Raw genomic sequence first — 14,791 nt, forward strand, 5'->3', positions numbered from 1 at the left:
TCAGCGGACGGAGTGCTCGGCGGCGCGCTTGATGCCGCGCAGGGCCTCCTGAAGCCCGCGGCTGACGTGCTCGCCCTCGACGTTGTCGGTGTGCAGCTCGACGGTCAGCCGCGAGCTGCCCGCCTCCTCGCCCGCGGCCACGTGCAGCCGCCCGTGGTAGTCGTCGGGGCCGGGGGCGCCCCACTCCAGGCTCTTGCCGTCCTCCAGCACGTGCACCCACGCCTGGCTGGTGACGTCCTGCTCGGGCTCGCCCGGCGGGTCGATGTGCGCGGTGACGGTGACGCGGTCGCCGCCCTCCGGCTCGACCGAGGTCAGCCGGGGGAGGTAGGCGGGGAGGTTCTCCACGTCCGCGAGGTAGTCGAAGAGGCGGTCGGCCGGGACGGCCACGGTGATCGAGTCGTCGTAGTTACCCATGGTCCCGCTCTGCCCCGGCCGGGGAACCGGTAACGGCGGGAGCGGGCCGGTACGCCCGTGCGGGTGAACCGATGCACCGGCCGGCGCAGTGCCCGCGCGGTGGCCGGCGCGGACGTGGCCTGCCAGGGTGCCGCGAAGCGGAGGGTGTGGGGGCGCCCCGCATACTGAACCGCACGCCGGACGAAGGGGATCGCGCATGCTGAAGGACCTGTTCGCTCAGGTGCCGGGCACCACCGCCGAGGCTCTGGAGGTGTTCGACTCCGCCGGGAGCGTCGAGCCGGACTTCATGTTCGGCACGTGGCGCGGTGCCGAAGTCCCCACCGGGCATCCGATGGACGGGCTGCTCGCCGCCACCGGGTGGTGGGGGAAGCGGTTCGTGGACGCCGAGACCGTGCACCCCCTGCTGTTCCCGGCGCCGGACGGGGCCTCGTTGTGGGCGTTCGACCCGGCGAAGGCGTTCCTCGGACTCGGACTCACCCGCAGGCTGCCGGGGCTGCGCGACCGCTCGCTCGCCGGGCCGGTCGGGAGCCTGCGGCCCGTCCTGCGGACGCGGTCGCCCAGGGCCCGGCTGCGCACCACCCGGTACCGGGGCACGGACACCGCGACGATGATCTACGACCAGGTCCCGGTCAACGACGTCTTCCGCCGCCTGTCCGACGACGCCGTGCTCGGCCTGATGGACATGCGCGGCCTGCGCAGCCCGTACGTCTTCGTGCTGCGCCGGGACGACTCGCTGCGGATGGAGCGGTAGCGGTTCTTACCGAGTGGTGACGTCGGGGCGGTGCGGCACCGGAGCGGCCGGGGGCGGGCCTAGTTTGGGGCCATGCGTGTATTGGTCACCGGCGGTGCCGGATTCATCGGGTCGCATGTCGTGGACGCGCTGCGGGCGTCCGGCCACGAGGCCGTGGTGTACGACGTCCGCGAGGACCCCGCCGCCGACGTCCGCGACCCGGCGGCCGTCGCCCGCGCCCTCGGCGGCGTGGACGCCGTCTGCCACCAGGCGGCCATGGTGGGCCTCGGCAACGGCGTCGCCGACGCGGCCGAGTACGTCTCCCGCAACGACCTCGGCACCGCCGTCCTGCTCGCCGCGATGGCCGAGGCGGGTGTGGGACGGCTGGCGCTCGCCGGGTCGATGGTGGTCTACGGCGAGGGCCGCTACGAGTGCCCCGTCCACGGTGTCGTCCGGCCGGGCCCGCGCGCCGAGGCCGATCTGAAGGCGGGCCGCTACGAGCCGCCCTGCCCGGTCTGCGGCACCGCCCTCGCCCCCGGACTGGTCGGCGAGGACGCCCCGGCCGACCCGCGCAACGTCTACGCCGCCACCAAGCTGGCGCAGGAGCACCTGGCCGCCGCGTGGGCGCGGACCACCGGCGGCACGGCGCTCTCCCTGCGCTACCACAACGTGTACGGCCCCCGGATGCCCCGCGACACCCCGTACGCGGGCGTCGCCTCGTTCTTCCGCTCCGCGCTGCGGCGCGGCGAGGCCCCCAGGGTGTTCGAGGACGGGGGCCAGCGCCGCGACTTCGTGCACGTACGGGATGTCGCGGCCGCGAACACGGCGGCGCTGGAGGCACCGGAGCGGCCGGGCACCCTCACCGCGTACAACACCGGCAGCGGCGAGCCCCGTACGGTCGGCGAGCTGGCCCGCGCGCTCGCCGCCGCGCACGGCGGGCCGGAACCGGTGGTCACCGGCGAGTACCGGCTCGGGGACGTACGGCACATCACCGCCGACTCCTCACGGCTGCGCGCCGAACTGCCCTGGGAGCCGCGCGTCACCTTCGCCGACGGGATGGCGGAGTTCGCCGCGGCCGGCTGAGTCAGGAGGCCGGGGCGGGCAGCGTCACCTCGAAGCGGCAGCCGCCGGGGATGTTCCGCACGCTCGCCCGCCCCTGGTGCGCCTCCACGATCCCCCGCACGATCGCCAGCCCGAGCCCCGCACCCGCCGGGGGCGTACGCGCGTGCGTGCCCCGCCAGCCGGTGTCGAAGACACGGGGCAGGTCCTCCTCGGGGATGCCGCCGCAGCCGTCCGTCACCGACAGCACCACACCCTCCGGCTCCCGCCGGGCCGCCACCGCGACCGTGCCGTCGGCCGGGGTCCGGCGGATGGCGTTGACCAGCAGGTTGGCGATGACCCGGCTCATCTCCCGGCCGTCCACCTCGACGGGCACCGGCCGCACCCCGTCGCCCACCAGCCGCACCCCGTGCTCGCGGGCGAGCGGGCCGACCCCGGCGAGGGCGTCGCCCACCAGGTCGTACAGCGAGATCCGGGTGGGGCTCAGCGGGAGCGTCCCCGCGTGGATGCGGGACAGCTCGAAGAGGTCGCCCACCATGCCGTCCAGGCGTTCCACCTCGGTGCGGATCTGCCGCAGATAGCGGGCGGGGTCGGCGGCCACCCCGTCCTCCAGCGCCTCCGACATGGCGCGCAGACCGGCCAGCGGGGTGCGCAGGTCGTGCGAGATCCAGGCGACCAGTTCGCGCCGGGACGCCTCCAGGGCGCGCTCCCGTTCGCGGGAGGCGGCCAGCCGGGCGCTGGTCGCGGCCAGTTCCCGGCTCAGGGCGTCGAGTTCGGCGGTTGCCGGGGCGGACGGCGCGGCGAAGGTGTCGCCGTCCCCGAAGTTGCGTGCCGCGTACGTCAGTTCCCGGCTGCGGGCGACCACCCGGCGGCCCAGGAGCAGCGCGGTCGGCAGGGACACGGCGGCCGCCATGGCGACGACCGTGGTGACCACGCGCAGGTCGTGCGGCGACAGGAACATGGCCCAGGCCACCGCCATCGTGCCCGCCAGCATCGCGAAGACGCCGACCCCCGACACCACGGCGAGCGAGGCGGTCAGCGAGCGGCGCCGGACCAGCCGCAGCGCGACGGCGCCCAGCAGGCCGGAGGCGGCGGCGCCGAGGAAGGCGTAGAGGGCGATGAGCAGGTTGTCGCGCATCTCAGACCTCCTCCGGTCCGGCGGCGGCGTCGGGTTCGAAGCGGTAGCCCACGCCCCAGACGGTACGGATCAGCCGCGGCCGGGCCGGATCGTCCTCGATCTTGCCGCGCAGCCGGCGCACATGGACGGTCACCGTGGACAGGTCGCCGAAGTCCCAGCCCCACACCTCCCGCATCAGCTCCTCGCGGCCGAAGGCGCGCCCCGGATGCCGCAGCAGGAAGGCCAGCAGGTCGAACTCCCGTAGCGTGAGCGCGAGTTCCGCGCCGTTCTTGGTGGCGCGGCGGGCGCCCGGATCGAGGCTCAGGCCCGCCGCCGCGAGCGGCCCGGACGGGGCCTGCGACCGGGCGGCGGGGCGCGAGCGGCGCAGCACCGACTCCACGCGCAGCACGAGTTCGCGCGGGCTGAACGGCTTCGTCACGTAGTCGTCCGCGCCGACCTCCAGGCCCAGCACCCGGTCCTCCTCATCACCGCGCGCGGTGAGCATGATGACCGGGACCGGGCCGCGCTCGCGCAGCCGCGCGCACACCTGGAGGCCGTCCATGCCGGGCAGCATCAGGTCGAGCACCACCAGGTCCGGCCGCCGCCCCTCGGCCCGGGCCAGGGCGGAGGGGCCGTCGGCGGCGCGGTCCACCTCGTGGCCGGCGTGGGTCAGGTACCCGGCGACGACCTCCGCCACCGTCGGGTCGTCGTCCACGACGAGGACCCGGGCGCGGGCGTCGGAAGGCGGGGCTGTGCGGTGCTGCTCCATGCCCACCAGCCTGGCACCGCTTCCGCGCCGGAACGGCGGCAGGGCCCGGACGTCCGCGTTTCGTAAGGACCGGAAGTCCGATTCATGGCGATTCTGGTTCGTAGGGTGAAAGACGTGACCACCTCACCCCCATCCCCCGCCGCCGTCGACGTCGTGCTGCCCTGCCTGGACGAGGCCGAGGCGCTGCCCTGGGTGCTGAACCGCATCCCGCCGGGCTGGCGCGCGCTCGTCGTGGACAACGGCTCCACCGACGGCTCCGCCGAGATCGCCCGCGCCCACGGCGCCACCGTCGTGCGCGAGGAACGGCGCGGCTTCGGCGCCGCCTGCCACGCCGGGCTGCTCGCCGCCACCGCCGACGTGGTCTGCTTCTGCGACTGCGACGCCTCCCTCGACCCCGGCCTGCTGGTGCCCTTCGTCGAGGAGGTGCGCGCGGGGCAGGCCGACCTGGTGCTCGGGCGCCGCCGTCCGCGGGGCCGCGGGAGCTGGCCCGCCCACGCCCGCGCCGGCAACCTCGCCCTCTCCCTGCTGCTGCGCCGCCGCACCGGCCTCGCCCTGCGCGACCTGGGCCCGCTGCGCGCCGCCCGCCGCGAGGAGCTGCTCGGCCTCGGTCTCACCGACCGGCGCAGCGGCTACCCCCTGCAGATGGTGGTCCGCGCGGCCGACGCGGGCTGGCGCGTCACCGAGCACGACGTGCCGTACCTGCCCCGCTCCGGCACCTCCAAGGTCACGGGCACCTGGCGCGGCACCTGGCACGCGGTACGGGACATGAGCGGCGTGCTCCGCGAGGCGCCCCCGGCTCGGCGGGAGCGCTCGGCGCAAGGGGGTACCCGGTGACGACAGGGTTTCCCGCCGGCGCCGGCGGCGAGCGAGCCGTATCCGACCGCGCCCTTTTCGCCCCGGTCCCAGGAGAACGCCCATGACCACTCTCCTCGTCATCGCGAAGGAACCCAGGCCGGGCCGGGTCAAGACGCGGCTCACCCCGCCGTTCTCGCCCGAGCAGGCCGCCGGGCTCGCCGAGGCCGCGCTCGCGGACACGCTGCGTGCCGTCGCGGCCGCCCCCGCCGACCGGCGGGTCCTGATGCTGGAAGGGCGGCCCGGTCCCTGGCTGCCGGACGGATTCGAGGTCGTGCCGCAGTGTCCGGGCGGCCTCGACGAACGTCTCGCGGACGCCTTCGCCCGCTGCGCCGGACCCACCCTGCTGGTCGGCATGGACACCCCGCAGATCACCCCGGACCTGCTGAGCACGGACTTCACCGACTGCGACGCCCGCTTCGGCCCGGCCGACGACGGCGGCTTCTGGGCCCTCGGCCTCGCCCGCCCCGAACCCGGACTGCTGCGCGGCGTGCCGATGTCCGTGCCCGAGACGGGGACCGTGCAGCGCGAGCGGCTCGCCGCGGCCGGGCTGCGCGTACACGACCTGCCCCGGCTGCGGGACGTCGACACCGCCGCCGACGCGCACGCCGTCGCCGCCCTGGCGCCGGACACCGCCTTCGCCGCACGACTGGCGGCCCTCACCCACCCGGGAGCGTCATGAGCACCGCCACCGCGAGTCCCGCCTGGGCCGCCTCCGACCCCTACGCCACCGCGCTGCGCACCGGCCGGGGCCCGCTGTTCCTGCGCCGGGGCGACGGCTGGCTGCTGCCGCTGGACGTGGAGCGCTGGTGCGCCGCCGCCGACGCCGTGGACCGGGCGGTGCTCGACCACTGCGAGGGGACCGTGCTCGACGTGGGCTGCGGTCCCGGCCGGCTGGTCGCGGAACTCGCCGCACGCGGCCGCAGCGCCCTCGGTGTCGACGTGAGCGAGGCCGCGGTGGCCCGCACCCACACGCTCGGCGGCCGGGCGCTGCACCGCTCGGTGTTCGACCCGCTGCCCGGCGAGGGCGCCTGGGGCACCGTGCTGCTCATGGACGGCAACGTCGGCATCGGCGGTGACGTGGCCGCCCTGCTGGGCCGGATGCGGGAACTGCTGCGCCCCGGCGGCCTGCTGATCGCCGAGACCGCGCCCGGCGACGTCGACGAGCGGGCCCGCGTACGGGTGGTGGACGTGGCCCACGGCGGGGGAGCGGTCGGCGAACCGTTCCCCTGGGCCCGCATCGGCACCCCCGCGCTGCTGGAACTCGCGCGGCGCGGGGGATGGCCCCGGACCGCTCAGTGGACGTCGGGGGAGCGGTGTTTCGTCGCCCTGCGCAGCCGCAGGAGGAGCAGCAGGGCGGAGCCGCCGAAGAGCACGGCCGTGATCAGCAGCCAGCGGGAGAGGAACACGTCCGGGTCGAGCCCCGTGGCCGACCGGTAGCGGTCGGCCGACAGGCCGAGGACCAGCGGGCACCACACCAGCAGCGCCAGCCCGGACAGCACGGCGGGCACGCGCACGTACAGCACCCGGCCGCGCTGCTGCCCGGCCCGGGCGGCACCGGCCGTCACCGAGCGGTCCAGCGCGGAGTACAGCGGCAGCAGCACCAGGTCGTGCAGGAGCGCCGCCCCGACGAACCACAGCACCACCGCGAGCGCGTCGTGGGAGAGCAGCCGCACACCCGCGTACGCGACGAGCGCGAACGAACAGACGAGCAGCAGCAGTTGCAGCGGACTGCCCGCGAGGGAACGCCACTTCGGCAGGCGCATCACAGATCTCCGAAGGTCAGCCGGCCCACCCACTTGGTGTTGTGGACGCCGGGAGCGGCGGGCACGATGATCCGCGCCGGATAGCCGTGGTCGGGGGACAACTCCTCGCCGTTGACATACAGGGCGAGCAGGGAGCGCGGGTCGGACACCTGGTTGGCGCGCAGCGCGGCCCGCCGGAAGGCGCCGTGCCGCTGGACCGACTCCACGAGCACGTCCGGCGGATCGCCGTCGTACCCGGCGAGCGCGGCGAGGTCGCGCAGCCTGACCCCGCGCCACCACTGATCCGCCGTCGACCAGCCCTCCACACACGCGATGGGCAGCGACGCGCTGTGCTGCGGCAGCCGCAGCAGATCGGCCCGGCTGAGCCGCACCGTGCCCGCCGGACCGGTGACGGCCAGCCGCCAGGCGTCGGGGTGGGTGTCGGCGTCGGTGATCCCGGCGTAGCGGGCCGTCTTGTTGATCTGGAAGCCGTTCGGGCCGCCACCGGGGTCGGACCCGCCGTGCGGCGCGAGCAGCGCGGTGCGGCGCAGCGGACCGCCCAGGCTCTGCCCCACGGTCGTCACCAACAGCAGCAGCGACCCGCCGCCGACCAGCCACAGCGCACCGCGCCGGGACGCGGTCGGCGGCGCGGGCTCCGGCGCCGCGAGTCCCGCCTCGTCACCGGCCTCCCCGCGCCGCCACGCCCGTACGGTGCGCAGCGCCATCGGCGTCCGCAGGACCGCGTGCACGGCGAACGCGGCGATGAACACCCACGCGCCGTAGAAGTGCAGGGGGTAGAACGAGCCCGGGAAGACGTACTCCAGCTGGATGTTGAGCAGCCCGGTGACGAACTGGAACAGGGCGCCCCCGACCAGGAGCAGCAGGGAGAGGCGTTCCAGCGCGTGCGCCGGTGAGCGGGCCGGCGGCAGGGTGAACAGCTTCGGCACCACCGACCACAGCTTGGCCAGCAGCACCGGGACCAGGGTGACGCCCAGCGTGACGTGGACCCCCTGGGAGAGCCGGTACAGCCAGGACGGCCCGGCCGGCCAGTCGAACAGGTAGAAGCCCAGCAGCCCCTTGTCCGGAGTCGTGTCGTTCACCGGCGAGAGGTCCGGGTTGTAGGCGGCGTAGGACACCAGGCCGGTCACGAACAGGACGGTGATGCCGCCGAGCAGGACCAGCCCCAGCACCGCGGTGAACCAGGTGCCACGGAGGGGACTGCGCCAGAAGCGGGGGGAGGAGGGAAGCCGGGGGCCGTCGCGCATGCTCCGACCGTAGGCCGGGAAACCCCCCGGAACGGGTGCGTGACCCATGACGAAACGCTGACGTCCGGCCCGGACGGCGCACCGGGCACGCTCTCACGGCCTAGCGTCTCCGGTGTGATCGACCGCTCTTCCCGCACCTCGCACCGCGACCTGTACGCCGCCGCGGCGGCCGTACTGCTCGTGACGGCCGCCATCGTGGCCGGCCGTCACATCCAGGACGCCCACCGCACCCTGTTCGTGCACTGGCCGCCGCTCTTCGCCGACTGGGACCCGCACGTCGGCCCGGGCACCCCGGCCGCGCTCGTGCTCGCCGCCGCCGGGGTCGCCTACGGCCCCGCGCTCGCCGGCCGACTGCCCTGGCGCGCCCTGCCCTGGGCGGCCTGGGCCGCGTCCGCCGCCTGGATCGTCTCGCTCGCCCTGGTCGACGGCTGGCACGACGGCATCGCCGTACGGCTCACCACCGGGAACGAGTACCTCCAGGTGATCGACAGGTTCCACGACATCCCGGCCGCCCTGCGCGGCTTCGAGGACCACATCGTCGACGGCGTCCCCGGCAAGTGGCCCGCCCACATCGCGGGCCATCCCCCCGCCGCCACCCTCACCTTCGTCCTGCTCGACCGGATCGGGCTGGGCGGGGGCGGCTGGGCCGGTATGTGGTGCGTCGTGCTCGGCGGGTCCGCCTGCGCCGCCGTCCTGGTCGCCGTGCGCGCGCTGGCGGACGAACGCCTCGCCCGGCGCGCGGCGCCCTTCCTCGTCCTCGCCCCGGCCGCGGTCTGGATGGGCGCCTCGGCCGACGCGTACTTCGCGGCGGTGGCCGCCTGGGCCCTCGCGTGCCTCGCGCTCGCCCTCACCCGGCGCTCCCTGCCCTGGGCGGGAGCCTCCGGCCTGCTCTTCGGCCTGACCTGCTACCTCTCCTACGGTCTCGCCCTCGTCGCCCTGATCGCGCTCGCGGCGCTCCTCCTCACCCGGGCCGACCTCCGCGCCCGCCCGGCGATGATCCCCGTCTTCCTGGCCCAACTGGCCGTCGTCCCGGTCGTGTTCGCCCTCCTCGGCTTCAACTGGTGGACGGCGTATCACCTGTTGGTGACCCGGTACTATCAGGGAGTGGGCGGCACCCGCCCCTACGGCTACTGGGTCTGGGCCAACCTCGCCTGTACGGCGGTCATCACCGGCACGGCGACGGCGGCCGCCCTCCCGCGCACGGCCGGCGCCCTCACCCACCGGGACGACCGCGCCGCCACGCGCCTCGCCCTCGTCGTCTGCGCCGCCCTGGCGGCCCTGCTGATCGCGGACCTGTCCGGCATGAGCAAGGCGGAGACGGAACGCATCTGGCTGCCCTTCGCGGTGTGGCTGCTGCCCGCGTGCGCGTTCCTCCCGCGCCCCCGGATCTGGCTGGCGGCGCAGGCGGTCCTGGCGCTGCTGATCAACCACCTGCTGCTGACGGGCTGGTGACCCGCTCCGGCGTTCTACCGGACCGGCGGAAGAGCGAGCCGGTACCAGCTCCCCGTCCTGCCCCCGAGGTCCGCCGGACCGGCCGGGCCGGTGCGGACGAAGCCGGACTTCAGCAGCACGCGCCGGGAGGCGGCGTTCTCGTGGGAGGTGGCCGCACGCAGCGTGTGCAGGGCGTGCCGGGTCACCGCCAGTTCGCACAACTCCCGTACGGCCGCCGTGGCCACGCCCCGCCCGGCGGCCTGCCGCGCCACCCGGTAGCCGAGTTCCGCCGTACCGTCCCGCAGGTCGTAGAGGTTGAACCGGCCCATGACCGTGCCGTCCTCCGTGAGAAGCACGTAGAACGCGCAGTCCCCGGCGGCCTGTTCGGCGAGCAGCGCGTCGTACCGGTCGCCGAAGCGGGCGAAGTACGCCTCGCCCCGGTCGGAGACGGCGGCGGCGAAGTAGTCCCGGTTGTCCAGCTCGAAAGCCAGCACCGCCGGGGCGAGTTCGGGGGCGAGTCGCGTCAGCTCGGGCACCGGTCGACTGTACGGCCTCGGCGCCCGGCGGGTCCCGCCGTCGGCGCGGGCGGGGCGCGCACGCGTGCGGACCGTGCTCGTACGCGCCCCTCCCCGCGCGCCTCGTGCGCTCCTGCGGGTCCCGCCCGCGGCTGTCACGATCGACGCGGGCGGCCAGGCCGCGGCGCACCACGACGGCCGCGACAACGGCCGCCGCGGCGGCCGTGACGAGGGGGGACGCATGACGCGGCGATGGCTGGTGACGGGCTGTTCGTCCGGACTGGGGCGGGCGCTGGCGGAGGCCGTGGCGGAGGCGGGCGACCGGCTGGTCGCCACGGCCCGCCGCCCCGCCGTGCTGCGCGACCTCGCGACCAGGTTCCCGGACCTGGTGACGACGGCGGCACTCGACGTGCGCGACGCCGGGCAGTGCGAAGCGGCGGTGGCCCACGCCGTCGAGCGCTTCGGCGGAGTGGACGTGCTGGTGAACAACGCCGGGGCGGGCCTGTTCGGCGCGCTGGAGGAGGTCGGGGACGACGAACTGCGCGACCAGCTGGAGGTCCTCGCGGTGGCACCGGCGCGGCTGGCCCGCCTGGTGCTCCCGCACATGCGCCGCCAGGGCGGCGGGCACATCGTCAACGTCTCCTCCCTCGCCGGCCGCGTCGGCTTCCCCGGCCTGTCCGCCTACGTGGCGGGCAAGTACGCGCTGGAGGGCATGAGCCAGGTGCTCGCGGCGGAGGCCGCGCCCTTCGGCATCCGGGTGACCGCGGTCGAGCCCGGCGGATTCGCCACGCGCTACGGCGCCGCCCTGGCCCGGACCGCCGCACAGGTCCCCGCCTACGCCGACGTCACCCGGGACATGCGGGCGGCGCTGAGCGGCATGGCGGACGACCCCGCGATGAACCGCCCCGAGATGTTCGCCGCCCAGGTCCTGCGACTGGTCGGGGCGCGGGCGGCACCGGTCCGTGTGCCCGTCGGAGCGGACGCCTTCGCCTTCCTGGAGGCGGCCGAGGCGGCGGCCCGCGACGAACTCACCGCGGCCCGCGCCCTCCTCCACGACCCGGAGACCACCACGGCGACGGCACCGGTCGCCTGACCCGCCCACGGCGCACTCCGTGACCGTCCGCCCGGATAACCGCGCCCCCGTCCGGGCACCTATGGCTGCCATGGAGCTGAATCACGAGGAGCGTGCCGCCGGGCGGCCGGCAGCCGAGGGGCGCAGGCCGTCCGTGCGGGCGCTGGCCGCCGGGTCGGTGGGCAACTTCATCGAGTGGTACGAGTTCGGTGTCTACGGCTACTTCGCCACGGTCATCGCGGAACGGTTCTTCACCCCGGCCGGCGGCGGCACCGTCGAGGGCCTGGTGAAGACGTACGCCTCCTTCGCGCTGGCCTTCTTCTTCCGGCCGGTCGGCGCGGCCCTGTTCGGCCGGCTCGGGGACCGCGTGGGACGGCGGCCGGTGCTGATCCTGGTGATCTCCCTGATGACGGTGACGACGGCACTGATCGGCGTCCTGCCGACCTACGCCACGGCCGGGGTCCTGGCACCCTGGCTGCTGACCCTGCTCCGGGTGCTCCAAGGGCTCTCGGCGGGCGGGGAGTTCGGCGGCGCCGTCGCCGTGATGACCGAGTTCGCGCCGCCGGGCAGGCGGGGGCTGTACGGGGCATGGCAGTCGTTCACCGTCGCGCTGGGGCTGCTTGCCGGGGCCGGTGTCGCCGCGGTGCTGGCGAGCGTGCTGACCGTGGCGGAGCTGAACGCGTGGGGATGGCGGGTGCCGTTCCTGCTCGCGCTGCCCATGGGCGCGGGCGCGCTGTGGCTGCGGCTGCGGCTGGACGAGACGCCGCCGTTCAGGGAGAGGGCGCCGGAGGTGGCGCGGGTGCTCCCCGCGCGGCAGGTGGCCTGGGCCGTCGCGCTGGGCGCCGGACGGGTGATGGGGTGGTCGGCCGCCGGGTACGCCTTCCTCGTCGTCCTGCCGTCCTACCTCCAGACGGCCCTGCACGCGACCTTCCGCGAGGCGCTCACCGCGACCGTGCTGGCCAACCTCGGCTTCGCCGCCACGATCATCCCGGCGGGCCTCCTCAGCGACCGGATCGGGCGGCGGCCGGTGATGCTGGCGGGCGCCGCGCTGGTCGTGGTCCTCGCGGTGCCCCTGCTCGGCGTCCTGCGCGGCGAGGACACCTCCACCCCGTTCAAGGTGCTCGCGGTACTGCTCGCGGGCGCGGTCGTCGGGCTGATGGCCGGTCCGGGTCCCGCCCTGCTCGCCGAGATGTTCCCGACCCGGGTGCGCTGCACCGGCCTCGGACTCGCCTACGCCCTGTCCAATGCGGTGTTCTCGGGCTGCGCGGGGCTCATCATCACGGAGGCCGTGAAGCGGACCGGGAACGTGGACGTGCCCGCCTACTACGCGGCGGCGGCCTGCGCGGTGAGCATGCTCGCCCTCTTCAAGAACACCGCTCTCGAGAACGCCGCTTTCGACGGCACCGACGTGAGCGGTACCGATGTCAACAGCACCGATGGCAGCAGCACCACGGGAAAGGCGGGTCGGACGGATGCGGGTGATCGGTCTGATGTCGGGGACGTCGTACGACGGGATTGACGCGGCGGCGGCCGAGCTGCGCCTCGCCGGGGACACCCTCATCCTCGAACGGCTCGGCATGGTGAGCGAGCCGTACGACGCCGGGCTGCGGGACCTGCTCGCGGGCGCGCTGCCCCCGGCGGCCGTACCGCTGGCCGACGTGTGCCGGCTGGACACCCGGATCGGGCAGGCGTTCGCCGCGACGGCCGTCCGGGCCGACACCGAACTGTGCGGCGGACGAGCGGAGTTGGTGGCCTCGCACGGGCAGACGGTCTACCACTGGGTGGACGGCGGCCGGGTGCACGGCACCCTGCAGCTTGGGCAGCCCGCCTGGATCGCCGAGGCCACCGGGCTGCCGGTCGTCTCCGACTTCCGGCCCCGCGACGTCGCCGCGGGCGGCCAGGGCGCGCCGCTGGTCGGCCTGGTCGACCTGCTGTGGCTGCGCGGCAGGCCGGGGACGCCGGTCGCCCTGAACATCGGCGGCATCGCCAACCTCACCGCGCCCGACGGCACGGCCTTCGACACCGGCCCCGGATGCGCGCTCCTGGACGCGGCGGCACGGGAGTGCAGCGGCGGCCGGCTGGCCCACGACACGGACGGCGCGCTCGCCGCGGCCGGCCGGGTGCACGGCCCGCTGCTTCAGCTGCTGTCGGCCGACCCGTACTACGCGCGCCCCGCCCCCAAGACGACCGGCAAGGAGGTGTTCCACCCCGGCTATCTGCGGGCCACGGCCCCACCGGAGATGCTCGCCGGTGTCCCGGCCGAGGACGTCCTGGCCACGCTCACCGAACTGACGGCTCGCACGATCGCGGACGCCGTACGCGGGGTCTCTGCCACCGAGGTCGTCGCCTCCGGTGGCGGCACCCGCAACCCCGCCCTGATGCGCGCGCTCGCCGCCCGGCTCCCCGGCGTCCCGGTGCGCGTCTCGGACGACCTGGGCCTGCCCTCGGACGCCAAGGAGGCGTACGCCTTCGCGGTCCTGGGCTTCCTCACCCTGCACGGCCTCGCGGGCACCGACCCCGCCTGCACGGGCGCCCGCCGTCCCAGCGTCCTGGGCTCGCTGACCCCCGGCCGCGACGCGCTGCGGCTGCCCGCCCCGGCGGAGCGGGGACCGGTGCGGCTGAAGCTGGAGTGAGCGGGCCTCAGAACGCGTACCGCACCCGCAGCCACGGCGCGTGCGCCGCGACCAGCTCCGTCAGCCGCCGCACGCCCTCCCGCTTGACGTCGTCGCGGTACCGCACGTTCAGCGCGCCGTTCTCCGAGCGCTTGGCCTGCTGGATCTCCGGGCGCCACAGCACGTCCTCGGCGCGCGGGTGCCAGCGCAGGTTCACGTCGTGCAACTGCCGGTTGTGCGTCAGCATGATCACCTCGGCCGCCGCCTGCGCCTTCACCCGCGCGGGCAGCACGTCGTCCAGGTGGCGCAGCAGGCCGGCCCAGTCCTGAGCCCAGCCCGGCCGCAGCACGACCGGGGACAGGTTGAAGTGCACCTCGTACCCCGCGTCCAGGAAGTCCCCGGCGGCGGAGATCCGTTCGGCCACCGGACTGGTCCGCACGTCCAGCAGCCGGGAGTCGCCGGGCGGCATCAGCGAGAAGCGGACCCGCGTCGAACCGCGCGGGTCCAGGGCGAGCAGGTCCCGGTTGACGTACTTGGTGGCGAACGAGGCCATCGCGGTGGGCCACCCCCGGAAGGCGGCGACGAGATCGGCGGTGTTGTCGCAGATCAGCGCGTCCACCGAGCAGTCCCCGTTCTCCCCGATGTCGTACACCCAGCGCCCCGCGTCGCACTGCGTGGGCTCCTGCTTCGGGCCGAGGGAGGTGATGTGGCGCTCCAGGGCGCCGATGACGTCCCCGATGTTGGTGAACACGGTGATCGGGTTCGCGTACCCCTTGCGGCGCGGCACGTAGCAGTACGCGCAGGACATCGCGCAGCCGTTGGACGCGCCGGGGGCGATCCAGTCCGCCGAGCGGCCGTTGGGCCGCACGGTCAGCGACTTGCGCACGCCGAGGACCAGCGTCTGCCGCTTCACCCGCACCCACCGGTCGGCGTTGCCCTCGTTGCCGTGCAGGTGCGGGATGTTCCAGTGGGAGCCGACCTCCACCAGCCGGGCCCCGGGGAAACGGGCGATGACCTGGCGGCCGCGCGGGGAGAGCGCGGCGGCGGGCTCGGCGTGGATCTCCCGCACGTCCAGCAGCCCGGACGCCGGCCCGGACGGCTCGTGCGGCTCCGGCTCCTCGCCGCCCAGCAGCTCGGTCAGCCCGAAGAGGGCGTCCGGCTCGCCGGCGGCGGGGGAGGAGGGCGGGGGCATGGCGGCTCCGGCGGTACG

The 14,791-nt window shown here is 75.3% G+C and carries 15 protein-coding genes; 9 read left to right on the forward strand and 6 right to left on the reverse strand.

Annotation, left to right across the window (positions count from 1 at the left end; all coding sequences use genetic code 11):
* The gene (locus ABZ898_RS06780) at positions 1-414 is read right to left on the reverse strand and encodes an SRPBCC family protein (protein WP_361653553.1); all 414 of its coding nucleotides are present in this window, start codon (positions 412-414) and stop codon (positions 1-3) included.
* 196 nt (positions 415-610) lie between these two features.
* On the opposite strand from ABZ898_RS06780, the gene ABZ898_RS06785 reads away from it, so the two are divergent.
* Both ABZ898_RS06785 and ABZ898_RS06790 read left to right on the forward strand, forming a co-directional pair.
* Complete coding sequence (locus tag ABZ898_RS06785) at positions 611-1,165, forward strand: DUF4334 domain-containing protein (protein WP_361653555.1); 555 nt, start codon at positions 611-613, stop codon at positions 1,163-1,165.
* A 72-nt stretch (positions 1,166-1,237) separates the two neighbouring features.
* Positions 1,238-2,227, forward strand: a complete 990-nt coding sequence (locus ABZ898_RS06790) for an NAD-dependent epimerase/dehydratase family protein (RefSeq protein WP_361653557.1) — start codon at positions 1,238-1,240, stop codon at positions 2,225-2,227.
* A 1-nt stretch (position 2,228) separates the two neighbouring features.
* On the opposite strand, the gene ABZ898_RS06795 is transcribed toward ABZ898_RS06790, so the two are convergent.
* Both ABZ898_RS06795 and ABZ898_RS06800 read right to left on the reverse strand, forming a co-directional pair.
* Complete coding sequence (locus ABZ898_RS06795) at positions 2,229-3,341, reverse strand: HAMP domain-containing sensor histidine kinase (protein ID WP_361653559.1); 1,113 nt, start codon at positions 3,339-3,341, stop codon at positions 2,229-2,231.
* A 1-nt stretch (position 3,342) separates the two neighbouring features.
* On the reverse strand, positions 3,343-4,089 hold the full coding sequence (locus tag ABZ898_RS06800; RefSeq protein ID WP_361653561.1) for a response regulator transcription factor: 747 nt from the start codon (positions 4,087-4,089) through the stop codon (positions 3,343-3,345).
* An 84-nt stretch (positions 4,090-4,173) separates the two neighbouring features.
* Here ABZ898_RS06800 and ABZ898_RS06805 point away from each other — a divergent pair, with 84 nt between their 5' ends.
* From ABZ898_RS06805 to ABZ898_RS06815, 3 genes are all read left to right on the forward strand, one after another.
* Entirely contained in the window at positions 4,174-4,923 is a 750-nt protein-coding gene (locus ABZ898_RS06805; RefSeq protein ID WP_361653563.1) for a glycosyltransferase family 2 protein, read from the forward strand.
* A gap of 82 nt (positions 4,924-5,005) precedes the next feature.
* Complete coding sequence (locus tag ABZ898_RS06810) at positions 5,006-5,623, forward strand: DUF2064 domain-containing protein (RefSeq protein WP_361653565.1); 618 nt, start codon at positions 5,006-5,008, stop codon at positions 5,621-5,623.
* On the forward strand, positions 5,620-6,381 hold the full coding sequence (locus ABZ898_RS06815; protein WP_361653567.1) for a class I SAM-dependent methyltransferase: 762 nt from the start codon (positions 5,620-5,622) through the stop codon (positions 6,379-6,381). Before ABZ898_RS06810 ends, ABZ898_RS06815 begins: the two co-directional genes overlap by 4 nt.
* A 325-nt stretch (positions 6,382-6,706) precedes the next feature.
* Here ABZ898_RS06815 and ABZ898_RS06820 read toward each other — a convergent pair whose 3' ends face one another.
* Positions 6,707-7,951 (reverse strand): molybdopterin-dependent oxidoreductase, encoded by a 1,245-nt coding sequence (locus ABZ898_RS06820; protein ID WP_361653569.1) that lies wholly within the window; start codon positions 7,949-7,951, stop codon positions 6,707-6,709.
* A gap of 114 nt (positions 7,952-8,065) precedes the next feature.
* On the opposite strand from ABZ898_RS06820, the gene ABZ898_RS06825 reads away from it, so the two are divergent.
* A complete protein-coding gene (locus ABZ898_RS06825; protein WP_361653571.1) occupies positions 8,066-9,403 on the forward strand; it encodes a hypothetical protein in 1,338 nt (445 codons plus the stop codon).
* Between the two features lie 14 nt (positions 9,404-9,417).
* Here ABZ898_RS06825 and ABZ898_RS06830 read toward each other — a convergent pair whose 3' ends face one another.
* Positions 9,418-9,918 (reverse strand): GNAT family N-acetyltransferase, encoded by a 501-nt coding sequence (locus tag ABZ898_RS06830; protein ID WP_361653573.1) that lies wholly within the window; start codon positions 9,916-9,918, stop codon positions 9,418-9,420.
* Positions 9,919-10,138: 220 nt separating this feature from the next.
* Here ABZ898_RS06830 and ABZ898_RS06835 point away from each other — a divergent pair, with 220 nt between their 5' ends.
* The 3 genes from ABZ898_RS06835 to ABZ898_RS06845 all read left to right on the forward strand — a co-directional run bounded on the left by ABZ898_RS06835 (position 10,139) and on the right by ABZ898_RS06845 (position 13,602).
* Complete coding sequence (locus ABZ898_RS06835; protein WP_361653575.1) at positions 10,139-10,990, forward strand: SDR family oxidoreductase; 852 nt, start codon at positions 10,139-10,141, stop codon at positions 10,988-10,990.
* A gap of 70 nt (positions 10,991-11,060) precedes the next feature.
* The gene (locus ABZ898_RS06840; protein ID WP_361653577.1) at positions 11,061-12,488 is read left to right on the forward strand and encodes an MFS transporter; all 1,428 of its coding nucleotides are present in this window, start codon (positions 11,061-11,063) and stop codon (positions 12,486-12,488) included.
* A complete protein-coding gene (locus ABZ898_RS06845) occupies positions 12,442-13,602 on the forward strand; it encodes an anhydro-N-acetylmuramic acid kinase (protein WP_361653579.1) in 1,161 nt (386 codons plus the stop codon). Before ABZ898_RS06840 ends, ABZ898_RS06845 begins: the two co-directional genes overlap by 47 nt.
* A 7-nt stretch (positions 13,603-13,609) precedes the next feature.
* Here the strand turns inward: ABZ898_RS06845 and ABZ898_RS06850 are convergent, their stop codons facing one another.
* Complete coding sequence (locus tag ABZ898_RS06850; protein ID WP_361653581.1) at positions 13,610-14,773, reverse strand: spore photoproduct lyase family protein; 1,164 nt, start codon at positions 14,771-14,773, stop codon at positions 13,610-13,612.
* Between the last annotated feature and the right edge of the window lie 18 nt (positions 14,774-14,791).

The sequence above is a fragment of the Streptomyces sp. NPDC046860 genome, assembly GCF_040645115.1.
In the GTDB taxonomy this organism is placed as follows: domain Bacteria; phylum Actinomycetota; class Actinomycetes; order Streptomycetales; family Streptomycetaceae; genus Streptomyces.